Origin of the sequence: Planomicrobium sp. CPCC 101110, from assembly GCF_007859395.1 — a bacterium.
GTDB lineage: Bacteria > Bacillota > Bacilli > Bacillales_A > Planococcaceae > Planococcus.
The window spans coordinates 522321-549180 of the sequence record NZ_VOHD01000003.1 but is presented as its reverse complement, the minus strand read 5'-3'; the positions used below and the strand labels follow the sequence as shown (position 1 = coordinate 549180).

General features: G+C 44.2%; 27 protein-coding genes. 9 read left to right on the top strand and 18 right to left on the bottom strand.

Annotated features, from left to right (window positions below):
* Positions 1-56 precede the first annotated feature (56 nt).
* The 8 genes from FQV30_RS02840 to FQV30_RS02805 form a co-directional block, all read right to left on the bottom strand.
* Positions 57-722 (bottom strand): GntR family transcriptional regulator, encoded by a 666-nt coding sequence (locus FQV30_RS02840; RefSeq protein WP_146498626.1) that lies wholly within the window; start codon positions 720-722, stop codon positions 57-59.
* Positions 723-809: 87 nt separating this feature from the next.
* The gene (locus FQV30_RS02835) at positions 810-1697 is read right to left on the bottom strand and encodes an NAD(P)-dependent oxidoreductase (RefSeq protein WP_255473355.1); all 888 of its coding nucleotides are present in this window, start codon (positions 1695-1697) and stop codon (positions 810-812) included.
* Between the two features lie 36 nt (positions 1698-1733).
* Complete coding sequence (locus tag FQV30_RS02830; protein WP_146498624.1) at positions 1734-2285, bottom strand: Fe-S-containing hydro-lyase; 552 nt, start codon at positions 2283-2285, stop codon at positions 1734-1736.
* A 9-nt stretch (positions 2286-2294) separates the two neighbouring features.
* Positions 2295-3140: a fumarate hydratase gene (locus FQV30_RS02825; protein ID WP_146498623.1), complete on the bottom strand. Its 846-nt coding sequence runs from the start codon at positions 3138-3140 to the stop codon at positions 2295-2297.
* Positions 3141-3143: 3 nt separating this feature from the next.
* Positions 3144-3662 (bottom strand): PaaI family thioesterase, encoded by a 519-nt coding sequence (locus FQV30_RS02820; protein WP_146498622.1) that lies wholly within the window; start codon positions 3660-3662, stop codon positions 3144-3146.
* Positions 3663-3692: 30 nt separating this feature from the next.
* Positions 3693-5060, bottom strand: a complete 1368-nt coding sequence (locus FQV30_RS02815) for an MmgE/PrpD family protein (RefSeq protein ID WP_146498621.1) — start codon at positions 5058-5060, stop codon at positions 3693-3695.
* A gap of 46 nt (positions 5061-5106) precedes the next feature.
* Positions 5107-5901, bottom strand: coding sequence for an enoyl-CoA hydratase/isomerase family protein (locus tag FQV30_RS02810; protein WP_146498620.1), 795 nt, complete (start codon positions 5899-5901; stop codon positions 5107-5109).
* A gap of 37 nt (positions 5902-5938) precedes the next feature.
* A complete protein-coding gene (locus tag FQV30_RS02805; protein ID WP_146498619.1) occupies positions 5939-6874 on the bottom strand; it encodes a hydroxymethylglutaryl-CoA lyase in 936 nt (311 codons plus the stop codon).
* A 149-nt stretch (positions 6875-7023) separates the two neighbouring features.
* Here FQV30_RS02805 and FQV30_RS02800 point away from each other — a divergent pair, with 149 nt between their 5' ends.
* Positions 7024-7947 (top strand): AEC family transporter, encoded by a 924-nt coding sequence (locus FQV30_RS02800; protein ID WP_146498618.1) that lies wholly within the window; start codon positions 7024-7026, stop codon positions 7945-7947.
* 17 nt (positions 7948-7964) lie between these two features.
* Here FQV30_RS02800 and pcaC read toward each other — a convergent pair whose 3' ends face one another.
* Both pcaC and FQV30_RS02790 read right to left on the bottom strand, forming a co-directional pair.
* Positions 7965-8348 (bottom strand): 4-carboxymuconolactone decarboxylase, encoded by a 384-nt coding sequence (gene pcaC, locus FQV30_RS02795; RefSeq protein ID WP_146499549.1) that lies wholly within the window; start codon positions 8346-8348, stop codon positions 7965-7967.
* Between the two features lie 100 nt (positions 8349-8448).
* Positions 8449-9474 (bottom strand): DctP family TRAP transporter solute-binding subunit, encoded by a 1026-nt coding sequence (locus FQV30_RS02790; RefSeq protein WP_146498617.1) that lies wholly within the window; start codon positions 9472-9474, stop codon positions 8449-8451.
* Between the two features lie 480 nt (positions 9475-9954).
* Here FQV30_RS02790 and FQV30_RS02785 point away from each other — a divergent pair, with 480 nt between their 5' ends.
* Both FQV30_RS02785 and FQV30_RS02780 read left to right on the top strand, forming a co-directional pair.
* Positions 9955-10455: a TRAP transporter small permease gene (locus FQV30_RS02785; RefSeq protein ID WP_146498616.1), complete on the top strand. Its 501-nt coding sequence runs from the start codon at positions 9955-9957 to the stop codon at positions 10453-10455.
* Complete coding sequence (locus FQV30_RS02780) at positions 10443-11705, top strand: TRAP transporter large permease (RefSeq protein ID WP_146498615.1); 1263 nt, start codon at positions 10443-10445, stop codon at positions 11703-11705. Before FQV30_RS02785 ends, FQV30_RS02780 begins: the two co-directional genes overlap by 13 nt.
* A gap of 50 nt (positions 11706-11755) precedes the next feature.
* On the opposite strand, the gene FQV30_RS02775 is transcribed toward FQV30_RS02780, so the two are convergent.
* The 8 genes from FQV30_RS02775 to FQV30_RS02740 form a co-directional block, all read right to left on the bottom strand.
* Positions 11756-12838, bottom strand: a complete 1083-nt coding sequence (locus FQV30_RS02775; protein WP_146498614.1) for a toxic anion resistance protein — start codon at positions 12836-12838, stop codon at positions 11756-11758.
* A gap of 124 nt (positions 12839-12962) precedes the next feature.
* Positions 12963-14576 carry a YceG family protein gene (locus tag FQV30_RS02770; RefSeq protein WP_146498613.1) on the bottom strand — a complete coding sequence of 538 codons (1614 nt, stop codon included), beginning with the start codon at positions 14574-14576 and terminating at the stop codon, positions 12963-12965.
* A 16-nt stretch (positions 14577-14592) separates the two neighbouring features.
* A complete protein-coding gene (locus tag FQV30_RS02765; RefSeq protein WP_146498612.1) occupies positions 14593-15408 on the bottom strand; it encodes an HAD family hydrolase in 816 nt (271 codons plus the stop codon).
* On the bottom strand, positions 15405-16511 hold the full coding sequence (locus FQV30_RS02760) for a cysteine protease StiP family protein (RefSeq protein ID WP_146498611.1): 1107 nt from the start codon (positions 16509-16511) through the stop codon (positions 15405-15407). The genes FQV30_RS02765 and FQV30_RS02760 overlap by 4 nt, the downstream gene beginning before the upstream one ends.
* Entirely contained in the window at positions 16508-17878 is a 1371-nt protein-coding gene (locus FQV30_RS02755) for a phosphoribosyltransferase family protein (RefSeq protein ID WP_146498610.1), read from the bottom strand. The genes FQV30_RS02760 and FQV30_RS02755 overlap by 4 nt, the downstream gene beginning before the upstream one ends.
* The gene (locus tag FQV30_RS02750; protein WP_146498609.1) at positions 17808-18956 is read right to left on the bottom strand and encodes an HpcH/HpaI aldolase/citrate lyase family protein; all 1149 of its coding nucleotides are present in this window, start codon (positions 18954-18956) and stop codon (positions 17808-17810) included. Before FQV30_RS02750 ends, FQV30_RS02755 begins: the two co-directional genes overlap by 71 nt.
* 107 nt (positions 18957-19063) lie before the next feature.
* Positions 19064-19642, bottom strand: a complete 579-nt coding sequence (locus FQV30_RS02745; RefSeq protein WP_146498608.1) for a TerD family protein — start codon at positions 19640-19642, stop codon at positions 19064-19066.
* A gap of 14 nt (positions 19643-19656) precedes the next feature.
* On the bottom strand, positions 19657-20274 hold the full coding sequence (locus FQV30_RS02740; protein WP_146498607.1) for a TerD family protein: 618 nt from the start codon (positions 20272-20274) through the stop codon (positions 19657-19659).
* Positions 20275-20605: 331 nt separating this feature from the next.
* Between FQV30_RS02740 and FQV30_RS02735 the strand changes: the two genes are divergently transcribed.
* From FQV30_RS02735 to FQV30_RS02710, 6 genes are all read left to right on the top strand, one after another.
* Positions 20606-21547 carry a glycosyltransferase family 2 protein gene (locus FQV30_RS02735; RefSeq protein ID WP_146498606.1) on the top strand — a complete coding sequence of 314 codons (942 nt, stop codon included), beginning with the start codon at positions 20606-20608 and terminating at the stop codon, positions 21545-21547.
* Complete coding sequence (locus FQV30_RS02730; RefSeq protein ID WP_146499548.1) at positions 21537-21932, top strand: GtrA family protein; 396 nt, start codon at positions 21537-21539, stop codon at positions 21930-21932. The genes FQV30_RS02735 and FQV30_RS02730 overlap by 11 nt, the downstream gene beginning before the upstream one ends.
* Before the next feature lie 19 nt (positions 21933-21951).
* Positions 21952-24582, top strand: coding sequence for a YfhO family protein (locus tag FQV30_RS02725; protein WP_146498605.1), 2631 nt, complete (start codon positions 21952-21954; stop codon positions 24580-24582).
* A 109-nt stretch (positions 24583-24691) separates the two neighbouring features.
* Positions 24692-25300 (top strand): superoxide dismutase family protein, encoded by a 609-nt coding sequence (locus tag FQV30_RS02720; protein ID WP_255473287.1) that lies wholly within the window; start codon positions 24692-24694, stop codon positions 25298-25300.
* A gap of 161 nt (positions 25301-25461) precedes the next feature.
* The gene (locus FQV30_RS02715) at positions 25462-26337 is read left to right on the top strand and encodes an SDR family oxidoreductase (protein WP_146498604.1); all 876 of its coding nucleotides are present in this window, start codon (positions 25462-25464) and stop codon (positions 26335-26337) included.
* Positions 26338-26432: 95 nt separating this feature from the next.
* Complete coding sequence (locus FQV30_RS02710; RefSeq protein ID WP_146498603.1) at positions 26433-26825, top strand: DUF2512 family protein; 393 nt, start codon at positions 26433-26435, stop codon at positions 26823-26825.
* Positions 26826-26860: the final 35 nt, after the last annotated feature.

The following is a 26860-nucleotide window of genomic DNA, read 5'->3' as shown; positions in this document are numbered from 1 at the left end:
AATGCGCTCCCTTCGTTCATGCCTGGATACACAATCTGCGGTCAAATGAAATGGGGCTATCTCTTCTCAATCATCTTAATTAAATTTTCTTTTGTTCTTAAAATATGCTTTACCGTTACTTCTTTTAATTTCTCTTCATCTTTTCGCTTTATATATTCGACCATTAACCTATGTTCATTATGCGATTCTTCAAGATGGTTGATGAGCAAACTTGGCGTATAAGGCGGGATTCCCTTCCATAGGGTTTCAATGAATCCTTGTATCCTTCTCCATGGACAGCCCTCGCGTATAATTTGATGAAATCTCGCATTAAGATTCATGTATTGTTCTAAATCGCTTTCATCCGCCTTTAAGCCGATCATTTTCTCATAGATGCTTTCCAATTCCTCAATATCTTCTTCGTCAAGAAAAGGCAACGACTTCATCACCGCTTCACCTTCCAACAGCGCCCTTAATTGATAGATCTCTTCGATATCATCGGCTGATACAGGAGTTACAACTGCCCCTCTTCTCGGTTCGATGCGGACCAGCCCTTCAACTTCCAATTGGCGCAAAGCTTCTCGAAGCGGCATTCTGCTGACGCCTAGTTTATGTGCCCATTCTTCTTGCATGAGACGTTCACCCATTTTAAATTCGCCTTTTAAAATCAGCTCCCTCAGCTTTGTGGTTACTTTGAATTGCAGCGTTGCTCTATCTTGTTCTGTCAGCCTGAATTTTTCCATACTGCACCCCTCAAATACTGTTTCCTTCTGAAAAGGAAGAATGAAGTTATTTTATCATTAATTCCATTTCAGAAGCATGGGAGTTCTTCAACCTTTTATTTCGACACCGAACATTTTTTCAATATATTGCACGATGGCTGTATGGTCTTGGTCCCCGCCGCCTTGTGACCAAGCGTGTTTCCATAATTGGAATGATGCGCTGGAGATAAACATAGGGGCCTTTTCCTCTTCCGCCATACTCATCGCAATTTTCAAGTCTTTGACCATCAAATCCAGAGTAAACCCAACTTCGAATTTCCTTGTCAGCACCTGGTTCGGAAATTTAAAGTCACTCGAAAAACTTTTTCCAGTACTGGAATTGATGACATCAAGCATTTTAACTGGATCCAATCCAAGTTTGACTCCCAATGCCATTGCTTCTCCTGTCGCTGCCAGTGTAGTAGCTGAAATCATGTTGTTCAGCGCTTTGATCGTATGTCCTGCCCCAGCTCCGCCAACATGGACGATATTCTGGCCCATACACGCTAAAAGCGGCTTCGCCTCTTCAAAATCGCGTTCTTCACCGCCCACCATTATCGACAATGTGCCGTCTTCCGCTTTTTTTACTCCTCCACTGACAGGAGCATCAATCATTCGAAGCCCCTCATTTTTCAAGATAGCGCTCAACTCTTTTGTCACCGAAGGAATGGAGGTGGTCATTTCAATCAATAAACTGTCTGGCCGCATCCCCTTCATCAAACCATCAGATCCGGTCAAGATGTCTTTCACAATAAAAACATTCGGCAGAACCGTTAAGATATACGGGAATTCAGAAGCCAGTTCTGCCGGACTTCCAGCTTCTTTAGCTCCTAAACCGACATAGGTCTGAATGATTTTTTTATTCAAATCGAAGACGCCGACCTCAATGCCTTGTCCCAGCAATCTTTTTGCCATCCGCCCGCCCATATTTCCCAATCCAACAATTCCAGCTCTCATCACTTCCAAGCCTCCTCGCTAGTTTTCACCGCATTGCTATGATTTGTATTTGGCAACCCCTTCTTGATAGATGTCGCCTCCATGGATATCGTTGATAACGAACACGGGAAAGTCTTCAATAGTCAACTTCCGGATAGCCTCCGTCCCCAAATCTTCATATGCAATCACTTCAGCTGATTTGATGGACCGGGAGATTAATGCAGCTGCTCCGCCTACCGCTCCAAAATAAACCGCCTTATGCTTTACCAGTGCATCTTTAACTTCCTGATTGCGATGGCCTTTGCCAATCATTCCTTTTAAGCCTTTTTCAAGAAGCCTAGGTGTATACAAATCCATTCTGCCGCTCGTTGTTGGCCCTGCAGACCCGATTACTTCCCCAGGCCTTGAAGGAGTGGGGCCGACATAATAGATAACTTGTCCGGCAAAGTCTATCGGAAAAACGATTCCTTCTCGCTCTTGTTCGACCATTCGTTTATGTGCAGCGTCTCTTGCCGTGTAAACTATACCGGACAGCAAAACGCGGTCTCCCGCTTTTAGTGAATGCAGGTCAGCTTCTGTTAATGGTAAAGTGATTTTTCTAGGCTCCATTTATTCGCCTCACTTGAACATACTTATTTGATGGCGGCTTGCATGGCAATTCAGATTCACGGCTACAGGCAATGCCGCAATGTGGCAAGATTCCACTTCCACTTTTACATCCAGCGCTGTTGTGCTTCCTCCCATGCCCTGGGGGCCGATGCCTAATCGGTTTATTTCACCAATCAATTCTTCTTCCAGTTCTGCGACTGCCGGATCTTCATGGCGTTCGCCGATTGGCCGGAATAAGGATTTTTTAGCAAGATATGCACATCGTTCAAAATTCCCGCCGATGCCAATCCCTACAATGAGCGGCGGACAAGCATTCGGTCCCGCCTCTTTGACAATTGATAAGATGTAATTTTTAATCCCTTCTATGCCATCGGAAGGCTTGAGCATTTTGAGGGCACTCATATTTTCCGCTCCGCCGCCTTTGGCTGTCATATGAAGCGTAAGCTCCTCCCCTTCGACAAGTTCGATGTGGACAATTGCGGGTGTATTGTTTCCGGTATTTTTACGATTTAACGGGTGATAAATCATGGAATTCCGCAAATAACCTTCATCATATCCTCTTGCTACACCTTCATTGATGGCATCCAGCAAATTCCCCCCAACAATGCGGCAATCATGTCCAAGCTCCACAATAAAAACCGCTGTTCCTGTATCTTGGCACATCGGAACCCTTTCTGCTTTTGCAATATCCGCATTTTCAATCAGCTGGGTAAGAACTTCTTTACCGGTTTCTGAACGCTCAGTGGTTAATGCCCGCTTGAATGCAGTATAAACATCTTCCCCCAAATCATAATTGGCTCTTTTGCACATCTCCTTTACTTCATTGACAATCTCTTCATAATAAATTTCCTTCATGGTTTACCCTCCGCTCTTTCCGGTTCTTTGGCGGGCTATATAAAAAGTTCCTAGAGCTTTAGCAACCAACTTGCCGGTTTCATCCGTCACACTGCATTCGGCGACTACGGTACTTTTTCCCTTACGAAGAATAACGGGTTTCGCTAGCAATCGTGCACCTTCCCCTTTTTCAATAAAATTCATTTTCAATTCTAATGTAAAAACTTTTTCTTCTTTTGAAATCTCTTGCAAAATACTAAAGCCGATTGCTACATCGGCAAGCGTATAAATGGCGCCTCCCTGTGCTACTCCGTACGTATTGCCGTTTTGCATACCCAGTTTCATCTCCGCAGTCCCATCAGGATTTTGGCTTATCCCTAGAAAACGGCCTAAGAAATGCATCGGGATTTCTTTTGGACGGTTTTTATCAGGAAATCCCCGATAAAGCGATATCAAGTAAGATAATTCTTCAAGTTCTTTAGTGCTGAAATTTTGAAGCTGCTCTTGAATGGCTTCCAATTGGTTGTTTTTTTCTTCTATCATGTATTCGCCCTCTTTGCCTAGCGGTCTATGTTAGAGATTTGACATCAAGTCCGATATGTCGTCAACCGTCTCTAATGCTAAAATATCTTTAGCAATTTGCTTATTTTTTCTTTCCGGAAGCTTGCTGGTCAGATCCATGAACTTTTCAAGCAGCTCTCCTCCAGTTACGGCATTTTCAGGATCGCCTTTTGGAAAATCGGTTTGTTTTTCGATGATTTCTCCGTTTTTCAGCCGGACTTCCACCGCAGCTCCCCATTGTTTCGGATAACTGGCGTCAATTTGCGGATCGGTAACCACTCTTACTTTTTTCGTCAACTCCCGGATCTCTTTGTCCCAAAGAATGGTTTCACTAAAATCATTCAGGCTCGCCCTGCCTTTTAAAAGGGCTAAAGCGGAGCAAAACTGCAAGCTGAATTTAGCGGCATATTGAGTTTGCGGGTTGTCGTTATCAGTTATATTGAGCGCGACTTGATACGAGTTTACCGTAACAGAATCTATCTCCGCTAAAGACGGTTGCCTTTCTTTATAAATATCGATGAGCAAGTCTATCGCGTGATGCGTATGACGGCATGACGCGTGAATCTTAAAGGAATTCTCCAATATTTTAAATTCCTCCCCCAATCCATCCGTTATTTTAGCCGAGTCAAATTCGTCGCTCATAGCGTTAAAAAACCCCCTATTGCCTTCCAGAATTTTTTGTGGCCCAGTAAAGCCTTTTTCAGCCAGAAGCGCGGCCATCAAACCATTCATAGCCGCTTTGGCGGCATGCAACTGTTTCGTCATAGCCCCGTCTACGATGAATTCCCACAATCCGGCAGCTTGTGTTCCGGCATTGCCCAGAGCATATACCATTTTCTTTTGATCCAAACCAAGCAATTTGGCGGCTGCAATCGCGGCTCCAAACGTTCCGCATGTAGCTGTATTGTGCCAGTAGTAATAGTGGGAAGGGGAAACCGCTTCCCCGATGCGAAAGCACACTTCATAGCCGATAACAACCGCCGCAATCAGCTCTTTCCCCGAAAGCCGTTTCCATTCTGCAACTGCAAGTGCTGCTGGAATAACCACTGTCGCAGCATGGATAATCGACCCTTTATGAATATCATCCAATTCCATCACATGGCTCGCGGCACCGTTTACTAACGCCGCGTTCAAAGCAGAGGAGCGGCCTCCTGTAAACAACCTGGCTTGCTCCGCTCCGCCAGCTTCTTTTACTAATTCGCTAATCATTTGCACAGGCGCCTTATCAGAACCGGCAATTGCCGAACTGAAATAATCCAAGATGCAAAGCTTTGTAAAATCTATAACATCAGCAGGCAACTTTTCGTAAGCCACATCTAAGCTGTATTGCGCCAATCGGTCGCTTAGCCCTGTTCTTTTCTCTCCTTTTATTTGCAACATCAAAACCTCCGATTTTCCGCTTAGCAAAAGGAACTTGCTTTATCGGTTATTTCCCCTGCCATTGCGGTTTTCGTTTTTCATTAAATGAAAGGATTCCTTCTTTTCGGTCTTCCGAATTGGCGCATTTATAATATTGATCCAATTCAATTGCCATGGCCGTATTAAGATCTGTTTGCAAGCCCATATGGATTGATTTTTTGATCGATTTTAAAGAGAGGGGAGCATTTCTAGCAATTTCTTTTGCGATTTCCAAAACTTGCGGAAACAGCTCTTCTTTAGAGAATAGGCCATTTAAAACACCTGAATCCAACGCTTTCTGTGCGTTAACTTGATTTCCACGGAATAACATTTCTTTCGCTAGCCCAACTGGAATGGCACGAGGCAAAAGTTGCGTCCCTCCAACTCCCGGAATGATGCCAAGCCGTACTTCCGGCAAACCCATCTTCGCATGATCAGCCGCATACCGAAGATCACAGCTTAATACGATTTCCATTCCTCCACCAAGCGCAAAACCATTCACGGCAGCAATGACAGGAAAAGGGAAATTCCGAAGTTGTTCATAAGCTTCCTCAAAAATATCATGCTGCTGTTTCCATTGTTCGTTTGTCATGCCTTTTCGTTCTTTTAAATCTGCGCCGGCACAGAAACTCTTTTCCCCGGAACCGGTGAGAACCAACACCCTTCCTTCTTCGTTGCTCCGAAGAAATTTTAAGCAGTCTATCAATTCAGTCCCCATTAGCGTATTCAATGAATTCATCGCTTCTGGCCGGTTCAATTCCAAAACATATACATTTTCAGAAATGTAATCTTCTTTTAATGCTATTGTCTGCCACTTTGTCATGATGGCCTCCTTGAATTTTTTGGACTATATGAACGGCTTATGCATTTGGAACCGGATATTTCCGGTTATACGGCCCCGCTTTTAAGATATAGCTGGGTGTTTCATGTTCAACGATTTTCTTTAGGGCCGCCGAGGCTTTCAACAATTTTTCCAGTGATAAGCCTGTTCTAATGCCCATACTATGAAGCATATGAACAACATCTTCAGTACAGACATTCCCTGTTGCGCCAGGAGCAAAAGGACATCCGCCAATTCCTCCTAAAGAAGCATCGAAACTAGTAATGCCAGCTTGTAAACCGGCTAAAACATTGGAAAGCCCCATTCCTCTTGTATTGTGAAAGTGCAGTCCAAACTTTTGCAGCGGAAATTTCTCTCCCATCTCAGAAACTAAATTATAGACCTGTTTCGGATTTGCCATCCCTGTCGTATCTGCGAGCGTAATGCTTTCCATTCCAAGCGCAGCGACTTTTCCTATTACATATCGAACTCTTTCTATCGGAACTTCTCCTTCGAATGGGCAACCAAACGAAGTTGCGACAGCGACGGTCAATGAAATTCCTTGCTTGCTGCAAAAATCGTGAATGGCCTTTAAATCTTCCAGCGATTCATCGGTGCTTTTTTTAACATTTTGCCGATTGTGGGTATCACTTGCTGAAAATACAAAGTTAAGGCGTCTTACTCCAGAAGCCCTAGCATTTTCAGCCCCTTTCAGATTGGGAATCAAAGCAATCAGTGCCAACTCCTCAGAATGCGCGGAAATAGCTGTATATAATTCGCCAGTATTGGCCATTTGCGGCACTAACTTCGGATGGACAAAAGATCCAAATTCAAGTGTCTTTACCCCTGCATCCACCAATTGGTCAAATATCAGTTTTTTTTCTGCTTTGCTTATAATCTTATTTTCAAGCTGTAAGCCGTCCCGCAATACTACTTCGTTCAACTCTACTTGACTTGGCAATTTCATATAATCCATTCTCAATCACTTTCTTTCAGTAGGAGTCTCGACAAAATAAAAATAGTGTATCCAAAATACCATCCATCTTAACATTCTAAGTTTTCAAACATATACAGAGACATTATGATATATTTTGTTTACTTAGTTGAAACCAAAGGAGAACAATCATGGAGATATTAAGCATTTTCATAAATATTTTATTGCCGGTCCTTATCGTTATTGGATTAGGAGCTATTCTGCATGTAAAATTCCGCTTCGATTTGAACACATTGGCAAAAATCAACATTTACTATTTGGTGCCCGGCCTTATCTTTACCCGGCTCTATGAGGCGGATTTGGCATGGACCCTATTCTTGAAAGTACTTATTTTTTTCATTACGTTAAGCGTTTCATTGTATTTTGTATCCAATATTCTCACTAAAATCTTGCGCTTGACTAAAGGACAACAGTTGGCATTTTCCCATAGTTCCCTTTTCTATAATTCCGGAAATTACGGAATATCAGTCAATGATTTGGTATTTAAGCAGGATACTGTCGCTTTGGCCGTTCAAGTTTTGGTCCTTACTTTCCAAAATTTTCTCGTCTACTCCTATGGGATTATCACGCTGCAAAAACTGAATAAAAGCAAGTCGAATATATCTATTCCCTATTTCAAGATGCCCGTACTTTATGCCATGGGGGCCGGTTTGGCTGTTAACGCCTTCAATGTCATGCTTCCTCAATTTCTATATATATCCGGATCCTACATAGCCGATGCACTTATAGGAATAGCGCTTCTCACACTAGGGGCGCAAGTGGTGCAGCTGAATTTTTCAAAAAACATGGCAACTGTTTACATGAATGTAGGAGTACGTTTGTTGGCTAGTCCGCTTTTGGCGTTCATTATCATCCAGTTTCTTGATACAGATCTCATTACCGCCCAAGCTATGTTCATCGCTTCAGCTGTTCCAAGCTCAGTCAACAGTGCCATCCTCGCCCAAGAATATGATAATGAACCTGAATTCGCCGCCCAAGCTGTCCTGATCTCCACCATTCTGAGTGCTGCAACGGTCACTGTTGTCATTTACTTGTCAAAAGTTATTTTTTTATAAAAGCACTTTAGAGGGTTTTATTGTTCTTTATCCATTTCATCAAAAACTTCTTTAGCGGTCCTAAAGCTGTCGATAGCTGCAGGCACTCCGCAATAAATAGCTGTTTGCAGAAAGATTTCTTGAATTTCTTCTCGAGTCAGGCCGTTATTAATGGCTCCTCTGACATGAAGCTTCAACTCATGAGGTCTGTTCAGTGCAGTTATCATTGCTAGATTGATGATGCTTCTTGTTTTTCTCGGCAAGCCGGGCCTGCCCCAAATTTCGCCCCAGCAATATTGCGTTACTAGTTCTTGCATAGGCATATTGAATTCATTGGCGTTTTGAATCGAATTGTCTACATACTCCGCGCCTAGCACGCTTCTTCTAATTTCCAATCCTTTTTCAAACAGTTCCTTATTCATCGTCAGTCTCCTTTTCTTTTGGAAGTTATTCTCATTAAACGGAAAAAGTTGGCCTGAAAATCCAGCCAACTTTTTCAATTCAGCATAACCAGAACTTCAACTATTGTCCGGCTGCTTCACGGGCAGCTTCGTAAACATCTGTACCAATCTCTTCTTCAAATTCTGCATAGATCGGTTCTAGGGCAGCTCTGAATTCTTCAATTTGTTCTGGAGTCAATTCTACGATTTCAACCAATCCCCGCTCTTTGATGGTTTCATATGCTTTCTCATTCAACGTTTTTGCTTCTTCCCGGGCCACTTTCGTACCTTCATCCAAGCCAGCTTGAACAATTTCTTTCGTCGCAGCATTCATGCTGTCCCAGAATTCTGTATTAGTAAAAACAGCGTAGTCAACACGGGTATGATTCATGACCGTCATATGAGTTTGAACTTCGTCAAACTTTCTGGATTCAATATTGCTGAAAGTATTTTCTTGACCATCTACGACCCCCTGGTCAAGGGCAGTATAAAGTTCCCCAAAAGGAATTGATTCTGAACCCGCTCCAAGTTCCGAATAAATCGCTTCTAGAACCTGTCCGCCTTGTGTGCGGAATTTCAATCCTTCCAAATCATCCGGCGAATCGATAGCACGCTTGTTGTTCGTTAAATGCTTTCCGCCATTCGGCCACATAGATAGCCCTACAACGCCGTCGTCCTTCAAGCTCCCTAAAATTTCCTGGCCTTTTTCACCATCCCAGAATGCAATGGCTTCATCATCGTTCTCAAACATGAATGGAAGAGCCGGAACGTTGAATTGCGGATTATTGCCTACAAATTTCGTTAAATCCGGTGCAATGAATTGTACGTTGTTCGACACTAGGTTTTGGTATTCGTCCTGATCACCGAATAATGAACTGTTCGGATATATTTCCACAGTAATTGCTCCATCGGATTCTCTTTCAATATACTCCTTCATCGCTAGTGCACCTTGATGTTTAGGTGTATTTTCCGCCACAACGTGAGAAAATTTAATTGTCATTTCTTGGACGCCGTCGCCCCCTGCTCCAGAAGATCCGCCACTGCCTCCACAAGCCGTTAAAACAATCAGCGAAAACAATAATAATAAGGATAAGGTAACCTTTTTCATAAAAAATCCCCCCTAGTTGGTTTTAATAATATGGCCGCTCATATTACCCAGCAGCATTTTGTAAGGGCTTTCATAAAAAATGATACTTCCCCCTTTCCTTTTAATTTTTCACCTTATCAGTTCAATTTTTAGAGCCGCTTCTCCCTAAAATGATTTTTGGATACAACTCACCACAAAACTAGCATATTAAAATCTCCTTGTAAAGAAATATTTTAATTTTCTAAATTTATAAGTCACGGCTTTTTTCATAGGCGGAGTTAAAAAAATTTTTATTATTTCCACTTGAAATCTATTAAATCAAAGTATTTTTTTGATTTTCTCTTAACAATTTACGCTTTAAATTCCCCAAAAAACTGAAAGGTTTTATTTTTTGAATATTTTATATTTTTAAATTTCATCTTGTTATTCACTATATCTTATATTATGATTTAGTTGTTATTCTCGTATCCAAAATACAAAATATAATGAGGAGGAGAATCAGTGAAAATTTTAGATAAAATTGAAAGCGCTTTCTCCATGCTGTTTTTTGTTGTTGGTGTTGGAATCAGTCTTTATTCTGTATTTACTAGGTATGTTCTAGGAGCCTCACAAAGTTGGGCTACTGAAATTTATACAATGTTTCTTGTATGGGCTATTTTTATAGGTTTTTCCACCGCTTTGAAAGAAAACAAACACATTGCCATCGATCTTCTCTATGACAGATCGGGACCGGGGTTCAGGAAATTTTCACAAGTCATCACTTTGGCAGTCGGTATTTTTTTTAGTGCATTTTTCTTTTGGACGGGGCTTGAAATGGTATTGACAGCATATAGCCAAAACATCAAAACAATTGATGTTGGGTTTCCCATTTGGATCAATTACTTGATCATGCCAATTGCAGGGATTTTGTTATTTGTACGCTTTTGCGAGAAGGCATACAAATTTTTCGTGAAAAAAGAAGACGATGCTAGCGATGGGGAGGACATACTATGGAAGCAATAGTAGTAATTGGATTATTGTTCGTATTAGCTTTATTGCGCGTTCCAATTGCGATCAGTTTAGCCGTGTCCAGCATCATGGGCTTATATTTTGCAGGTTTTTCTCTTGATACCGTTATCCAAAGGATGTTTACCGGTATAAACAGCACCACCTTGATGGCAATACCCGGTTTTGTTTTTGCAGGTTTGATTATGGCGCAAGGAGGAATTTCCAAATATTTGATTGAATGCATCCGATCTTGGGTTGGACATACAAAAGGCGGTTTATCCGTCGTAACAGTCCTTACCTGCATGATTTTTGCAGCAATTTCCGGATCCAGCCCCGCAACTGCTGCAGCAATCGGCGCTATTATGATTCCGATGATGGTTAAAGCCGGTTACGATAAGAAATACTCTATGGGGCTAGTTGCTTCCGCCGGTACACTCGGAATTTTGATACCCCCTTCCATCCCACTTATCCTATATGGATCCGTATCGGAGCAGTCAACGGGGAGATTGTTCTCTGCGGGTATTTTGCCTGGCTTACTATTGGGATTGGCATTGATTATTTATGCAGTTTTAGTGGCTTACCGAAAAAACTATGGGGGATTGGAAAAGGTTCCTTTGAAGGCGCGCTGGAGACCTACTTTAAAAGCGGTGTGGGGATTGGTCATGCCAATCATTATTTTAGGCAGTATTTATACCGGTATAGTGACACCAACAGAAGCCTCATTTTTAGCAGCTTTATACGCATTGATTATTTCAGTCTTTGTTTATCGGGAATTGGATTGGAAGAAATTCAAAAGCATTCTGATGGAATCGATCAACACCACCGCAATGATTTTCCTGATCATTGCTGCAGCTCTTGTCTTGGGGATGTTCCTGACGACTGAACAAATTCCGCAATCCTTTGCGATGTGGGTCAGTGAGAGCGGCTTTAATAAATGGACCTTCTTGATCGTAGTCAGTTTGCTGTTCTTTGTCCTTGGGATGTTTTTGGAGCCAACGGCTATCATTTTGATTACACTTCCTATTCTTCTGCCAATCATTACTGCTTTGCAGATCGATGTGATTCATTTTGCTATTATTATGGTAGTGAACATGGAATTGGGGATGATCACTCCGCCTGTAGGACTGAATTTATTCGTAGTGAGTGGAATAGCTGAAGAAAAAGTCGAAAGTGTTATAAAAGGGGTAGTTCCTTTCTTTGCTATATTCATAATTGTACTTGTGATTATAATCATCTTCCCACAAATTTCTTTGATCCTCACTTGATCTAAAACCAAAAACCGGCCGTCAGATATTTCTGATGGCCGGTTTTTGGGTTATTGGGCTTTTCGTTGTGTTTCTTCATACCGCTTTTGCAGTTCTTCAATACGAATGCGCCCTTCTTCGCGCATTCTGCGGTTTTCCTGTTCGATTTCACGCGTATCGTTCATGCCTTGCATGATGGTTTCCCAAGTTTGTTCGATCGTCTCAATTTTTATGCTTGGCTGGCCGGACATGCGTGCAATGTCCACACTTTGGCGGGAGATATCATTTGCGTTTTTGATCAGCATTTCGTTCGTGCGGCGGTCCAATTCATTCATGGATTGGGCAACCAGGTTCTGGCGCTTGGCCGCAATGGCATTGATAAGCCCTGTTTTGAAGATCGGGATGGTTGTCACGAAAGCTGAATTGATTTTGCCGATCAGTTTCGTATTGCCGCGCTGCAGCATCCGGATTTGCGGCGCTGCCTGGTAAGACACTTGTTTGGCCATTTCCAAATCATAAACGCGCTGCTCCAAAAGTTCGATTGCATTTTGCAGCGAGGTCAACTGCATCATAGCTAATTGGTCGCCGGTTTCCGCTTTTAAACGCATCACTGGCTCTTCCGCTTTCAATTCCTGGATTCTCACATCACCGGCTGCGATATATTTTTCCAGTTCCATGAAATAGCGGAAGTTTTGGTCGTACAACTCTTCCAGCGTAGTCGTCGATTTTTTCATTTCAGACTCGTATTTTGTAATCTCGACATAAACTTTATCGATTTCTGTACCCATAGTCTGGTATTTGTTGAATAGCTTCTCAATGATCTTATTGCCTCTATTAAAGACTTTATTGATCAAGCCTTTCTTTTCAACAAAATCTTTGCTGTCAAACTTGTCCATGATTTTCCCAAGTTGGTTCAGCAGTTGGCTGGACTCTTCCATGCTGTTCGCTTGAACCGAGTTTAATACTTTACCTGTAAACGCAGAAATTTCATTTGCCGGTTCGCGCCCGAATTCCAGCAGCTCCACTTGGTTTTTGATATCAATGCTGGCGGCGAGTTTAAGCACTTCCGGGTCCTGCTTTAGTTTTGCTAACAATTCATTGTCTTCCTTCATAACCAGTTCCTGCTGCTCCATCCCTTTTGGCAAAGTATTCATCGGTAAGCCCCCTTAATATTTTATCGACTTGGTGATTTTTTCTTGCGATTCCGCGAAACAGCTTTGCTTGCCTTCGGAATTGTTCACTGTTTTGCTCCACTTTCATGTGGTTCATACCTGATGCTTACAGCCATTTTCTAAATAGCTTTTTGACCACTGAAGGTTCACGGTACGGTTCATTGAAGCTTCTTTCATCCAGCCAGTGGGTATCGATCGCTTCCGGATCGATCCACCGTTCGATGTCCTGATGCCCCTGCGGATTGACGATGATAACATCCAGCCCGAACGTATGAATCAAAGCGATGGCGTTAGCATCTGCCCGGCCCAGTTCCCTATCTTTTTCTTCGTTGTAAAAAAGCATGGTAGGCACAAATTGCGGATAATCAAACAGCTGAATAAGCTGCACAACAGAATCCGGAAGCGACATTGATTGTGAAAAAGCGTAAAGCTGCAATTCTTCAAATGATTCGCCTTGTTGCGGAAGCAGCAGCGGTTTTTCCACATGCCGGGCGATAGCTTCGCCAATGGCGGTCTGCAAGCCATTCGGCAGTTTGCTGTATTTCCACCAATGGGCTGTTTTCATCTTTTCCGGATCCAGCCTTCCGTCTTTTCCAAGTGCCGCCCGGTAATGGAATTGCTGATTCCCTCTCCGTTCTTCGATAAATGGAAAACTCCGCACCAATTTGGTATCTTCCCGTTCCGTCAGATTATGGATGTTATCCCAGAAGCGCTTCCGATCTTTTTCGATGCCCATGACTTTGGCAAAGACAACCGGAATTATCACGCTGCCGCCTTCAACTGCAAAAGAAGGGCGCACCATTGCCCTTTCTTTCGCCAGCATAAAAGCTTCGTCAAGTGTCGTCTTCAACCGGATTGAACGGGTTAAATAGGATTTGAATTGAAAAGGCTTGTAAAGACCGGAATCATCGTGATGCAAAAGACGGTCCACTTCTTGAGTGGCCCGGTAAGCGACTGTTCCAACGCGCTGCGGTTTTTCTTCCGGAAAAGGCGGGACGAAGTCGGCACTTATCTGAAAATTGTAGGTCAGTGCATCTGAAAGGTCCATCGTTTCGGCAAACCACTGTTCTCTTGCCGGATCAAAAACAATAACATGAAAACCGAACATTCCCGAAAACTTTAAAAACCATTTTTGGCTTTCTGTCACACTGCCATACCATAAAAAACCAGGCAGCCCTTTTTCCAGCGTCAGCTTTTCAAGTTCAGGTTCGATATGATTGAATGTCCATTTCACGAGATCTGTGACAATTCGCCGGAAAGAAGAATGCGTGGTACTGCCGGCAGATTGTTCTTTAAACGCTTTCAATATATCGATCAGCGTCAATCGAAGCCGCCGGTTCAATCCCGGATCTTGCAGCCGCGGCAGCAAACCTTTGCCATCCAAAAAGGCAACAATCCGGTTCGGCGACAAGCCGCGCTCCTTATTGTTCATCTCAAACAAATCCTGCAAAGCCCTTAGCCGCTCAGGAGTAATTTGCTTGTTCAGCTTATCGGAAAGCCGTATCAACCGGCCTTCCGATTCTTCAAGCAGCTCATGGATCGATGCGAAGTAATCATCTGCATCAAGCGGCATACCGACAAATTGGCCAAGCAATTGCGGATAAGTGATTGTTTCTTCTTCTATTTTCGTTTCGGGATGATTTATGATCGGCTGATTGAGCCATTTCCCAATCTTTTCCGGATCCCACGTTCTCACGCGAACCGGATGCAATTGAACCATGGGAATTCCTCCTTGCTTACCCTTGCTGCTGCGCTATGCCTGCCACATGCGCCAAAATTTCTTCCCCTGCTTTTATGCCGAGTTGCTTGGTGATTTGAATATGCGAAGAAATCGCTGCATTGTTCCGGAAAGCTTCACCGTGTGCAGCCAGAAAACCTTTATCCGCGCTTTCGAGCAGATCCAAATCCAGCAGCGAATCTCCTGCCGCAACCACATAGTCGGCTGATATACGTGTTTTGATCCACTCCATTGCTCTTGCTTTGGTGATGCTTTCCGGCATAAAATACAGTTTTCTTCCCTGAAGCGACATTGACCAGCCAATTTTACGGAATACCTGAACATATGATGCCAGCTTTTCATCCGGAAAACGCACCCGGTCTATAATCAAATAGACAAACCAGTCGTCTGCCTGCTTGATATTCAATACCCATTCTTCGGAAAAATAACGTTTTATCAATGGAAGCAGCGCTTCCACCACTGTTTTTTTGCTGATGCATTGCTGCCGGATTCCCTCTGACCATTCTTTTATCGGTTTTCCATTCTCCAAAATGACCGCTCCATTTGAAATAACCGCATATTGCGGAGGTGCAGCACCATCAAAAATGCCCGTCACCCGCTCATATTGTGCTTGAGTCCGGGTGGTAACCGGCAGAAAAAAGGCTGAAGAACCAATATTCAGCAAAGCCTGATGGCTCGTTTGGGTCATGAAGGAGTAAGGCTTGCCATTTATCTTCTCGACTTCAACCAATTCTTCTTCCGCTACATTGGCGCCCATCGAATTTCTTGAGTAAATCAACGTCTGGTCCAAATCACTCGCAAACAAAACCTTCATATTTCAGAACCTGATTTTATCAAACCGATAGCCCGGTAAAACAAATCCGGCACCACTTCAACAGGCGTATGTTTTTCCTTAGCCAGTACCAGAAGATGCTGGACGCTTGGATGATCCAAGCTTCTTACAAGAATCTTCCATGGGTCCCGGCGAAGCAGGACGCGTGTAGTTTCCCCAACACCAGGCTTGATAAGGTGGTAATCCATTCCACTATACAACTTTCTTCCTAATTCTTCTACTTCCATTTTCCCTTGCCACGTTCGTTCAGCGGTAATCGGGGTGCTGCAGGCCTCTTTTTCCGCCTTTTCTGCCGTTCGGCTAAAACACTCCGCAATCTGATTTATAAAATCATTTGAGACATCTTCTTCTTTGAGTTCCCCGTAAAACTTGGCGCCATGGAAATCACCAGCCCCGATAAACCGTTCATTCAAGATGGTGCGGCTGACCAGTCCAGATACAGTAGCATTCAAACAAGCGCTCGGGATCAACAAATCCTCTCTTGTTCCAAATAGCACAGAACATGCCCCTGGGTCTGCCAGAACCGCCAAATCGTCGGACAGTCCCATCCCCTCTTCGTTCAAGGAAAGGACCGACTTTGTCAATTCAGTCTGAATAGCACCTTTGCCGGTCCAGCCATCTACGAACTGGATACGGCTGTTCGGATGCCATTTGCGGATTGCCCGGAGCGCATTTTCATCCATGCCTTTTCCCCGCAAAATAGAAACGCTGTAATGCGGCCAATCCAGCCCCATTTTTTGTTTTGCAAAGCGGCGGACTAAAATGCCGACCGGGCTGCCGGCACGTGCAAGGGAAACCAGTACAACATCGTCGTTTTTCGCATTCAAGCGAATGCGCATCGTCAAAAGACCGATAAAATAACTCCATTGTTCTTTTGTTTTTTCCACCGACTCTTTGTATAGTCCCGTATATTCTTCCGAGGGACGATATTCCACCGGCAGCCTCTCTGCATAATGAGCTCCGGTCTGCACCGCTTTTTCCCGTTCTTCAAGCGTGCTTTCGGAAAAAGATTCTGTCAGGTCTTTCAGTAAGAAAGTGATATCCTCTTCTGAATAGCTCGACTTCACTAACCCTGCTGCAATCATAGGATCTCCCCTTTTGTTTCTGTCAGCGAAATCCATTCAACCGGCGCTTTTTTCTGCAAACAGGCAATCAATGGCTGCCAAAGATCAGCATCGACCACCGATTCCGAAACCAGGTAAATTTTATCGATTTCCAGCCCGTTCAAATTATAAAGATATTGGTCGACGCCATGGGCATCCGGCAGCTTGAATTTCACTTTTTCTTTTATCGGATACCCTTCTGTATCAGATGCAAAAATAGGGCTTCGCGTAGTTGTCTGCACAAGCGGATTTCCGTCTAAAGCAAGAGCGAAGCGCAGCGGCAAGTACATATTTTCACCGACGCCGATCACCAGGGGCTTCTTGCCTGTGCTTCCCTGAAGCGTAGACACCACTTTTTCTGTCCATGCGTCAATGCCCCGATGTTCACCGCTTGTCAATCCGAATCTCCCGGTAAGCGGCACATATCGCTGTCCAGTTTTCGATCGGTGCAGCAAAATGCCAGGATCCTTTATCTGAACCGGCGCAACTGAACCAGTGCCAGCCAAAGAAGCGAGTTCAGGCTCATCAGGTGAAGAACCATGGATCAAATCAAACTCGCCTGACATGAGCGATAATACATCAAGCCTGATGCTGCGCTCTGCTGCCATTTCTCCTATTTTTTGCTGCTGCTTTTCATTTCGCCAATCCAAAATCGACAATGATTTATAGGTTTTTCCGGGGAATTGCCCGTCTAATGCACTGACCAGATTTAACAGTGTGTTTCCGGTTGAAATTTCATCATCTACGAGCACAATCATTTCCGCATCCTCAAGCACTCCCTCAGGCGCATAGACTTTATGGGAAGTCGCGTGTGAATGCTCTTCTTCAAATACGAAAGATGGAGTGAGTCCGCTTATTTCTTCACGCGTCGTATGCACATACACCGCTTTATCGAAGTGATGAAAAACAGCATGGCCGAGGCCGGTTGCCGTTTCCGCCATCCCGATGAAAACTGTCTTTTCCGGCAAGATTGACTTGTAATCCAGCGCTTTTCGGATTTTTTTCACGTCCGGCACGCCGGTTTCGATCATTTGGACGATTTCTGGTGCATGGGGATGGGCAGGCAAGCCGGCATCTTCCATCAGCAAAGAAGCGAGCAGCGTACCAGTGCCCAGCGCCAGCGCCGGATGCACCGCTAAATGCTTGGCAAGCAAAGGGCTGACAAAAAGAAACTGCCGTTTCTTATTGACCCGTAAAGCCATGGAGAAAAGGGAATCAGGGGACAACCCTTTATACGTTCGATGGATTGCAACAGACAGTTCCAATTGCTCCCATAATTTATAGTAGTTGTTTCGAGAACTGGTGGGCTCGGATATGATTGAGCACATCGATTGGTTGATAGTTTTCATTTAGCACCCCATAGACTTCCGCTTGAGCGGCAATTCTTTTTGCCCAGCTCAAATGTGGTTTTACTTCATTCATTTTGTTGCGTTTCGGGCTTTGCAAAACACCGTTTTTCTTTTGGCCCTCAGAAAGAATCAGCATTGCGTCTTCATAATTTTCCAAAGATACGATATGCCCTGCATTAACAATGGTGATTTGGGAGGGATGTATGCAAGTTTTTCCTTTGAAACCATTCAATACATCCAACTGGACTTCTTCCCATAAGACCTTCTCCGGCTTCGAGGACATCCATCCGCCATTTGCCGTTGAAAAATGCTCGTATACCGGACCTGATACAACAAATCCATCTTCGGCTCTGTTGAAGCGGTTCAGTACAGACGTTAAACAATCCCTTATAACATGCACTTCATAAATGGTGCGTTCAACCGGACGCCGCAATCCATAGAGACTGGAAAAATCAGTGGCGCCGACGCGCACAGTCAATACCCGGTGAAGTTCCGACCGCAAAATATCATAAATGTCCTGCAAAGCCTGCTCCCGTGTCTCCGAATAAAGGACCTCTTTCGTTTCCAATAACGGCAATGCATAAAGGAAACGTCCTGCTGCCTCACTGGCGCGGTCCAGGGCTGGGAAAAATTCCATAAGGTTTTGGGGAAGGCATTTGGGGAAAACGATTCCAGTTAATACACTCAAAGCCGATCCAGCGGTGCAGATCAACCGGTCAAGCTGTTCCGCATCCCTGACGCGCAAAAACAGGGCAAGATCGCTATTTCCCCCATGATAATCAGCTTTTTCAATTTCTTTCAGCTGGGCCGCAACGTTTTTTTCTGCCCATGGCAGCTCCGAATCGGCCACCGCATCTTCTAGGCATACAATCAATGTGGCCAGCCCCGCAAATGCACCTCGGGTATAATCTCCTGCCAGGATTCTAGCAGCAAAACCAGGCCGGGAACCTGGCGTATATAGTGCCGCCCCAAGAGCAAGCCCTAACGTTTCCCGTTCGGAATCACGGGAAAACTCCACCGGAGAGTATTTGAAAAATGTATTCAAATCGTAATCGGTCAACATATTAAAATGCCTCATTATTATTCCCCCAACCTATACACCAGCATTTGCTGTTTCCTCCAATTTAACAGTATAAATGGAGAAAAAAGCAAGGAGGCTAGCTCCTTGCTTTCTTTGATCGCTGATTAGCTGTCTAGCCCAAAGTCCCGGACAAGAGATGCAAGCCCGCCTTGATAGCCGCTGCCGATGGCATTGAATTTCCATTCATTGTTGTGGCGGTATAACTCGCCCACTACAATAGCCGTTTCGATAGAGAAATCTTCGCCTAAGTCATAGCGAATCAACTCTTCGTTTGTATCTCCGTTGACAATCCGCACATAAGAATTGCTTACTTGGCCGAAATTCTGGCCACGCGTTTCCGCATCATGGATGGTAATCGCAAAAGTCACCCGTTCAATAGATGACGGGATGGAAGACAGCGCCACTTTTACTTGCTCGTCGTCCCCTTCTCCTTCTCCTGTCTTATTATCGCCCGTATGTTCAACTGCGCCCTCTGCACCAATCGTATTGTTGTAGAAGATGAAATCTTTCTCTGAAGCGCACTTGCCATTTGCATTCAATAAAAAGATAGAAGAATCCAAATCGAAATCTTGTCCGCCATCGTATTTATTGGTATCCCAGCCCAAACCTACGATTACATTAGATAAACCGGGATTTGATTTTGTTAAATCCACTTTTTGCCCTTTTGATAAATTGATTGCCATTCTTCCTTCACTCCTTATGCGTATTTGTTTGCGATTGAACCGATATCCGGGTCAATTGTCCCTTCACCGACTGCCGAGAATTTCCACTCGCTGCCTTGGCGGTAAATTTCGCCAAGGAGAAGCGACATTTTTCCTGAATAATTATCAGTCAGGTTGTAATGCACCAATTCTTCCCTTGACTGGTTATCCACCAAACGGATAAAAGCGTTTTGGATCATGCCGAAATCCTGTTTCTTCTGTTTGGCGTTATAGATGTTTACGACAAATACTAAACGATGAATTGATGGAGAAATTCGCTTCAAATCGATTTGAATGGTTTCATCATCGCCTTCTCCTGCGCCAGTCAAGTTATCGCCGGAGTGGACTACGCTGCCATCCTTGCTTTTTTTGTTGCCGAAGTAAATTAAGTTCTCCTTGCTGTTCAGCTTGCCGTTCTCATCCAGCATGATGACAGAAGCGTCACAGTCGACGTCTGAGCCGCCTCCGCCCCCGCCGCCAAGCAATCCGCTTAAAAACCCCCCGCTTTTTTTAGCGGCCACTGGATCCCAGCCAAGGCCGACCATGATGCTTGAAAGAGATGAACGTCCTTTTGTTAAATCGATCTTCTGACCTTTTACAAGATTGATAGCCATTCTTAACACACTCCATTCATCAATATGTATATACTTCTAATAGTATGGGTACAACCGGAAAATTTCAATTATAAAGGGGCTCGGCAAAATGTCCCTCACCTGCAACTTATAATAGAATATATTTTCACTTTGCATAAACTCGCTCCCAAGCCAAATTTTCAGAAAGATGCTATCTGAAATTAGCTTATGTATACTATACGTATCCAGGCAGAAAGAAGTTTCACTTTAGACAGAAAGAACCGTATTTCTCTCTTTTGCTCCGCCTGGCAACTATCGCATGAAGAAAACGGGCAGAGAAAAGTTTTAGATAAGTTTTGAAAGGAGAAGTATAATGAAGTTGATTTCCATTGTTGTTCCAGCTTATAACGAAGAAGAAAACATTTCTTCCATGTACAACCAGTTGGCACAAGAACTTGAGCCGCTTCCATACCGCTACGAAATCATGTTCATCAATGACGGCAGCCGCGACGGAACACTTCAAGAAATCCTGGCCCTATCAGAAGCGCATGATAACGTAAAATATATTTCCCTGACACGGAACTTCGGAAAAGAGTCCGCTATGCTCGCAGGGCTAAAGCGGTGTAAAGGCGACGCAGCAATTCTAATGGACAGCGATCTGCAGCATCCGCCTCACTTGATCGGCGAATTGGTCCGAGGGTTTGAAGAAGGGTTTCACCAAGTTGTGGCTAAACGTTCAAGAACCGGCGATTCAAGATTCCGGAGCCTCTTCTCTGTCTTCTATTACCGATTGCTCAATTCGATTACCGATGTGGACTTTGTGGACGGTGAAGGAGACTTTCGTTTGCTCAGCAGGAAAGCGATCAACTCGCTCCTCGCACTCAGCGAAACCAATCGGTTCTCCAAAGGCTTGTATTCCTGGATCGGCCTGAGTAAAAAAATCATCAATTATGAAAATGTCCTGAGGGCGGACGGCCAGCAATCCAAATGGTCATTCGGCGGCCTCATCAATTATGGAATAGATGGCATCATTTCATTCAACACAAAACCGCTGCGGATTTGTTTTTACACAGGCTTTCTTGTCTTGTTTCTGTCACTCCTTTATATCGGTGTGACGTTCTATCAAATTATGAAAGAAGGAATCGGTGCACCCGGGTACTTTACCACGATCACCGCTGTCCTTGTTCTGGGAGGCATTCAGTTGATCAGTCTCGGCGTAATCGGGGAATACATCGGACGCATTTACAACGAAACGAAACGGCGCCCAAATTATTTAGTGGATATCAGCAATGTGGATGAATACGATGGATATTAAGCGGCTGAATACAGAATTTACGCGATTTGTAGTTGTCGGTGTCATCAATACGTTTACTTATTATTCGATTTACCTCGTGCTGCACAATGTATTTTCCTTCCCTTATTTGTGGTCGCATCTTGTCGGTTTTATCATCAGCTTGAATGTGTCGTTTTTCCTGAATTGCTATGTGACTTATAAAATCAAACCAACCTTAAAAAAATATTTATATTTTCCGCTGACCCAAGTTGTCAATATGTCGGTATCCACGATTTTGATTTTCATTTTCGTGGAATTCCTGCACCTTGACAGCAACATTGCGCCTTTTGCAGCGGTTCTATTTACTGTGCCGATCACCTTTATCGTTTCCAGCAAAATCTTAAAAGGAACTGCTCGGCCAAATTAAGCAAAAAGACGGTGAATCCATGCAAAAGAACTACCCAAACCTTTTACTTTTTATCTGCTGTTTCGCATTGGCGGTTTTGAGCCATGCGGTCTTTCTCCATCAATGGACAGAAAATCATTTCATGATAGGCATCAATGACGGGCTCGCACAAATGATGCCGTTCAAACATCTGTTATATGAGCAATATACGAATGGAGATTTTTTCTATTCGTATTCTTTTGGTCTTGGCGCCGGGATCTATAGCGGTTTGTCTTATTATTTTTCCACTTCCACAGTCTTCTGGCTGACAGCCGCCGCTGTTTTTCTACTCGAGAAAGTCGGGCTGATCGGTTCGCCTGACGTTCTTTTCTGGGCAAACGCGGCCGTCTTTATAAGTGTAATTCGCTTGAGTTTCGTTTTGTATATTGCAGCCCGGGTCTTCATGTATATGGGCATTGCCCGCCGCTATGCATTTATCGGCGCTGCTTTCTACGGCGTTTCCGGCATGTTTTTCCGCCATACGGCCTATTGGGAATTTTTTGCGGATGCTTTTCTTTGGCTGCCGCTTCTCATTCTCGGCATCGAGAAAATATTCAGGGAAGCGAAACCTGGCTGGTTTTTGTTCGCTGTAGCAATTTCCCTTATCAATAATTTCTATTTTTCCTATATCAATTTCTTGCTTGCAGGAATATACATCTTGGTCCGGCTGTTCATCCCATTGGCTCCGGAAGAAACCGGGAAAAAGAAAGCGATTGGCTTGTTTCTGCTCACGGGACTTATCGGCTTCGGCATCAGTGCAGTCGCATTTATCCCAGCAGTTTACGCTTACTTGAACAATCACCGTCCCCCTTTCTCCCAAGATATACCTTGGCTAGAGATTCCGGAGAACATTTTATATACCAGCCGGATCATAGTACTGCCGGCAATTTTCGTTTTGCTGCTATTTTCTGCGTTCCTCTACCGCACTAAGCTCTTCCGTTTTTTCGCGGTACTCGGTCTGATATCCATCGCCCTTCACCATAGCCCGATGGCTGGAAGCTTTTTCAATGGATTATCAGCCCCGCAAAATCGCTGGGAGTACTTTTTATCATTTATAATTGGCGGTGCTATCGCCGTCGGGCTTGCAAACTTGCAAAAGATTACCCTCCGCCAATTTGCCGTTGCTGCATTTTTTACTGTCCTCTTTTATTTAACTTGGGCTCTCAGCGACGAAAAATTGGATTTCAATAAGCGGTATTCATATTTCATGGCAATCAGCTTGCCTATTACCTTGCTTTTGATGTTTGTCTTTGTAAAATCCAAGAAGCCTGTCTTCAAAATCGCATTGGCAGGTTTCTTGTTTGTCTGGTTGGTTGTTTCAGCCAACATCTATCAAATGGAAAAGCTGCTCGACGCTGGAGAACTTTCTAAAGTGGATGAAGAACTGATGACAGGACCAGAATACGATGATCCCGAAATACGGGAGTTGCTGGAGAAAATTGAACAACGGGACACTGGACTCACTTACCGGATTGACTGGATGGAAGGCGTCCGGAATAATACCCCTCTTGTTCAGGATTTCAGAGGACTCAGTGCTTATTCAAGCATATTGAACAAAAACCTGCTTTACTTTTATTTATATGACCTGGAAATCGACATGGCACGGGAAAGCGTGAGCCGCTACGCGACACTCGGCAACCGCGCGAACCTCTTCAGTTTGCTGCAGGGCAAATACGTTATTGCTCCAAAAGATGCGCCAACCGCGGATGTTTTGCCGAGCGCGGAAGGCATGGATAATGTGCCGTACGGATTTTCGGAAATTTTTGAGTCGGAAAACTTTATTGTTTACGAAAATGAGTATCTGTTGCCGTTTGCGCGCTCCACTTCATCTGTATATCAAGAGAGGCAGTTAGAAGGAGCCCATCCATTGGCGCGGGAACACGCCATGCTTGAAGGAGTCGTCCTGGACGAGGCCGGAAATACAGAGCCCCTCCCGGATGTTGAAGAACAAGAAACGGATTTCGCAGTCGAAAATATTGGCTCCACTTATCAAAACGGCTTCCTGGAAATAGAAGAAAAAATTGGCGGTATCGACTTGATCCCTGATTCTACTGTTGCGGAAGGCGACTTCTATGTTTCTTTCCATTTAGAAAATCAAGCGCACGATAAAGGTTTCAACTTGGCGGTAAACGATTATTTGACTTCAAGAAAATCAAATCAATCCGTCTATAAAACGTATGTCGATGACATTACGGTACGGGTGCCAGTTGCTGAACGCATCCAAATCCGGATGCCCAAAGGAAGCTATAAGTTGTCGGATATTAAAATTTCCACAGAAACCTACGATGTATTGAAATCCCAGAAAGAGAAATACACCGGATTGACAGAAGTGGATATCGACGGCAATAAAGTGACAGTGGACTATGAAAATACGGAAAACGATAAGTACTTAACTATCAGCATCCCTTATGAAAGAGGATGGAGCGTTTCCGTGAACGGGCAAAAGACAGATGCATTAAAGGCCAACTATGCCTTTATCGCTGTTCCGCTGGAAGCCGGCAAAAACACAGTGAAGTTGACGTATCGGCCTCCCTTTTTCTTCCCGGCGCTCATTGCCAGCATATTTTCAGCCATTATAGGAATCTGGTTTTTATTCATCAAAAAGGGACGTAGAAAGAAAGGCAGCCGATAATCTTCTAATTTGAGAATCCCTCCTACTAAAGGTCTGCTTTGGCGGAAATGTGTTTATTTCCTGATAAAAGCGTGTAAGGAAGAATAGCACGTTATTCGAAGAGGAGATGATGACACCAATGAAGCGCTGGCCAATGCTTTTTATCACCCTAGCTTTTCTGTTGATCCTTTCCGCCTGTGGCGGCGGAAGCACCAATACCGGCAGTTCTGAGCCTCCAACGGAAACAGACGGAGCAACAGAAGTTGAAGACGAAAAAATGGATGAAGGACAGGAAGAACCTCCAAACGGTGAAGAAGCAGAAGATAATCAGGACGAAGGGTCGAGTGAAGACCTTCTGATGGCTACAGTGGAAATGTTGAATACGGACGGCGATGCCGTCGGGACTGCTGAATTGACTACTGAAAGCGACGGAATTGGTGTTGCGCTTAACTTAGAAAATCTGGAAGCTGGCATTCATGGCATCCAATTTCATGACACCGGTAAATGTGAGGTCCCTGGTTTCGATTCTGCAGGTGAACCGTTTGCGGGCGGCATGCAAACAATCGAAGTCGGCGACGATGGGACTGCCAAAGATGAGTTTGTTATTCAGGACGTTTCAATGAAAACAGATGCAGAAAATTCCTTGCTCCAATCCGGCGGCACTTCACTGGTGGTCTATGCCCAGGAAGATGCTTCAGAACGTGTGGCGTGCGGAGTAGTAACTGGAGAAACTCAATAATTGGATGGAGGAGCGGATATTTTCCGCTCTTTTTTATTTGCCCCCTTCTGTTTTCTATAAAGGAAAAGGCCGGATACCAATTCTCGTTTGATTCCTCCACGTTTATGGCAAGCACATTCGGGAATAAATACCATAAATCTAACTTCAAGGAGGAACTGCTTATGACAAACGACAAGTATGAAAAAATTGATGAAGAAGTAGAACCGCAAGTCCAGTCAAAACAACCAGGATTGGAAAGCGAGATGGATCCTGAACCGATATACGATGACAAAGATTATAAAGGTTCCGGCAAGCTCGAAGGAAAAGTGGCATTGATCACTGGCGGAGACAGCGGAATTGGCCGTGCAGTGGCAGTTGCCTTTGCAAAAGAAGGCGCAAATGTCGCAATCGCTTATTTGGACGAACATGAAGATGCCGACAAAACAGCTGAAGTTGTTGAGTCGTATGGTGTCCGCTGCTTCAAAAAAGCTGCCGATATCAGTGATGTCGAGAACTGCAACCAATTGATCGTGGATGTGATCGGGGAATTCGGGCAATTGAATATCTTGGTCAATAATGCCGCCAAACAATTTCCCCAAGATGATTTTTTAGCGATTACACCCGACCAATTAAGGGAGACATTTGAAACCAATATCTTCTCGATGTTCTATTTGACGCAAGCCGCCCTTCCTCATTTGGAGAAAGGCGATTCGATCATCAATACATCATCTGTCACCGCTTACCGCGGATCATCCGAGCTGATCGATTACTCATCCACAAAAGGAGCGATTACTGCTTTCACCCGTTCCCTGTCGCAAAACTTGGCGGAAAAGGGAATCCGAGTGAATTCTGTAGCTCCAGGCCCTATCTGGACGCCTCTGATTCCTTCCACATTCGGCGAGGAAAAAGTAGGAAAACATGGCAGCGATACTGCTTTGGAGCGCCGGGGCCAGCCGGCGGAAGTAGCTCCCGCTTATGTTTACTTGGCGTCGAAAGACGGCTCATATGTTACCGGACAAGCGATCCATATCAACGGCGGCGACTTTACTTCTTCTTGATCCCTGTCTGTTCCACTTTCTTGTGGTTTCTGGAGTGATTCATAGAAATCGGGGTAAACAGTTACTACAAGAATACAAATAAGGAGGTGGAAGAATTGAGGCATATTGAAGCTTTCATCATGAAATATCTGATGACGTTTGTCGTGTTGTTCATCGTCCTTGGAATCGCCTTTGGCGTGCAGGTTGGTGATATTGCCCTCATTGCCCTTGTTGTAGGCGTACTTGGATATATAGGAGATCTGGTTATTTACCGAAGAACGTCCAATAAAATCGCAACAGCCGGCGATTTGGTTTTGTCATTTGCGGCAATTTGGCTTTTATTGATGGCTTTGGTTGAAAATCCCGACTTCTCGCCTTTTTGGGCCGCTCTTTCTTCTGCAGTATTGATTGCAGCAGGTGAATGGTTCTTCCATATTTATTTGTCAAAACGGCTTTTCGGCCATAAAGAAACATCCCACACATTAAAGCATGAACCGAAAAGGTATTGAAAAACCGGAGCTAATGCTCCGGTTTTTTATCTGTC

Excerpts from the sequence above, each read along its gene's own strand:
- FQV30_RS02840 (WP_146498626.1), bottom strand. The coding sequence starts at position 722 with ATGGAAAAATTCAGGCTGACAGAACAAGATAGAGCAACGCTGCAATTC.
- FQV30_RS02835 (WP_255473355.1), bottom strand. The coding sequence starts at position 1,697 with ATGAGAGCTGGAATTGTTGGATTGGGAAATATGGGCGGGCGGATGGCA.
- FQV30_RS02830 (WP_146498624.1), bottom strand. The coding sequence starts at position 2,285 with ATGGAGCCTAGAAAAATCACTTTACCATTAACAGAAGCTGACCTGCAT.
- FQV30_RS02825 (WP_146498623.1), bottom strand. The coding sequence starts at position 3,140 with ATGAAGGAAATTTATTATGAAGAGATTGTCAATGAAGTAAAGGAGATG.
- FQV30_RS02820 (WP_146498622.1), bottom strand. The coding sequence starts at position 3,662 with ATGATAGAAGAAAAAAACAACCAATTGGAAGCCATTCAAGAGCAGCTT.
- FQV30_RS02815 (WP_146498621.1), bottom strand. The coding sequence starts at position 5,060 with ATGTTGCAAATAAAAGGAGAGAAAAGAACAGGGCTAAGCGACCGATTG.
- FQV30_RS02810 (WP_146498620.1), bottom strand. The coding sequence starts at position 5,901 with ATGACAAAGTGGCAGACAATAGCATTAAAAGAAGATTACATTTCTGAA.
- FQV30_RS02805 (WP_146498619.1), bottom strand. The coding sequence starts at position 6,874 with ATGGATTATATGAAATTGCCAAGTCAAGTAGAGTTGAACGAAGTAGTA.
- FQV30_RS02800 (WP_146498618.1), top strand. The coding sequence starts at position 7,024 with ATGGAGATATTAAGCATTTTCATAAATATTTTATTGCCGGTCCTTATC.
- pcaC (WP_146499549.1), bottom strand. The coding sequence starts at position 8,348 with ATGAATAAGGAACTGTTTGAAAAAGGATTGGAAATTAGAAGAAGCGTG.
- FQV30_RS02790 (WP_146498617.1), bottom strand. The coding sequence starts at position 9,474 with ATGAAAAAGGTTACCTTATCCTTATTATTATTGTTTTCGCTGATTGTT.
- FQV30_RS02780 (WP_146498615.1), top strand. The coding sequence starts at position 10,443 with ATGGAAGCAATAGTAGTAATTGGATTATTGTTCGTATTAGCTTTATTG.
- FQV30_RS02775 (WP_146498614.1), bottom strand. The coding sequence starts at position 12,838 with ATGAATACTTTGCCAAAAGGGATGGAGCAGCAGGAACTGGTTATGAAG.
- FQV30_RS02770 (WP_146498613.1), bottom strand. The coding sequence starts at position 14,576 with ATGGTTCAATTGCATCCGGTTCGCGTGAGAACGTGGGATCCGGAAAAG.
- FQV30_RS02765 (WP_146498612.1), bottom strand. The coding sequence starts at position 15,408 with ATGAAGGTTTTGTTTGCGAGTGATTTGGACCAGACGTTGATTTACTCA.
- FQV30_RS02760 (WP_146498611.1), bottom strand. The coding sequence starts at position 16,511 with ATGATTGCAGCAGGGTTAGTGAAGTCGAGCTATTCAGAAGAGGATATC.
- FQV30_RS02755 (WP_146498610.1), bottom strand. The coding sequence starts at position 17,878 with ATGAAAACTATCAACCAATCGATGTGCTCAATCATATCCGAGCCCACC.
- FQV30_RS02750 (WP_146498609.1), bottom strand. The coding sequence starts at position 18,956 with ATGAGGCATTTTAATATGTTGACCGATTACGATTTGAATACATTTTTC.
- FQV30_RS02745 (WP_146498608.1), bottom strand. The coding sequence starts at position 19,642 with ATGGCAATCAATTTATCAAAAGGGCAAAAAGTGGATTTAACAAAATCA.
- FQV30_RS02740 (WP_146498607.1), bottom strand. The coding sequence starts at position 20,274 with ATGGCTATCAATCTTGTAAAAGGTCAGAAGATCGATTTAACAAAAGGA.
- FQV30_RS02735 (WP_146498606.1), top strand. The coding sequence starts at position 20,606 with ATGAAGTTGATTTCCATTGTTGTTCCAGCTTATAACGAAGAAGAAAAC.
- FQV30_RS02730 (WP_146499548.1), top strand. The coding sequence starts at position 21,537 with ATGGATATTAAGCGGCTGAATACAGAATTTACGCGATTTGTAGTTGTC.
- FQV30_RS02725 (WP_146498605.1), top strand. The coding sequence starts at position 21,952 with ATGCAAAAGAACTACCCAAACCTTTTACTTTTTATCTGCTGTTTCGCA.
- FQV30_RS02720 (WP_255473287.1), top strand. The coding sequence starts at position 24,692 with ATGACACCAATGAAGCGCTGGCCAATGCTTTTTATCACCCTAGCTTTT.
- FQV30_RS02715 (WP_146498604.1), top strand. The coding sequence starts at position 25,462 with ATGACAAACGACAAGTATGAAAAAATTGATGAAGAAGTAGAACCGCAA.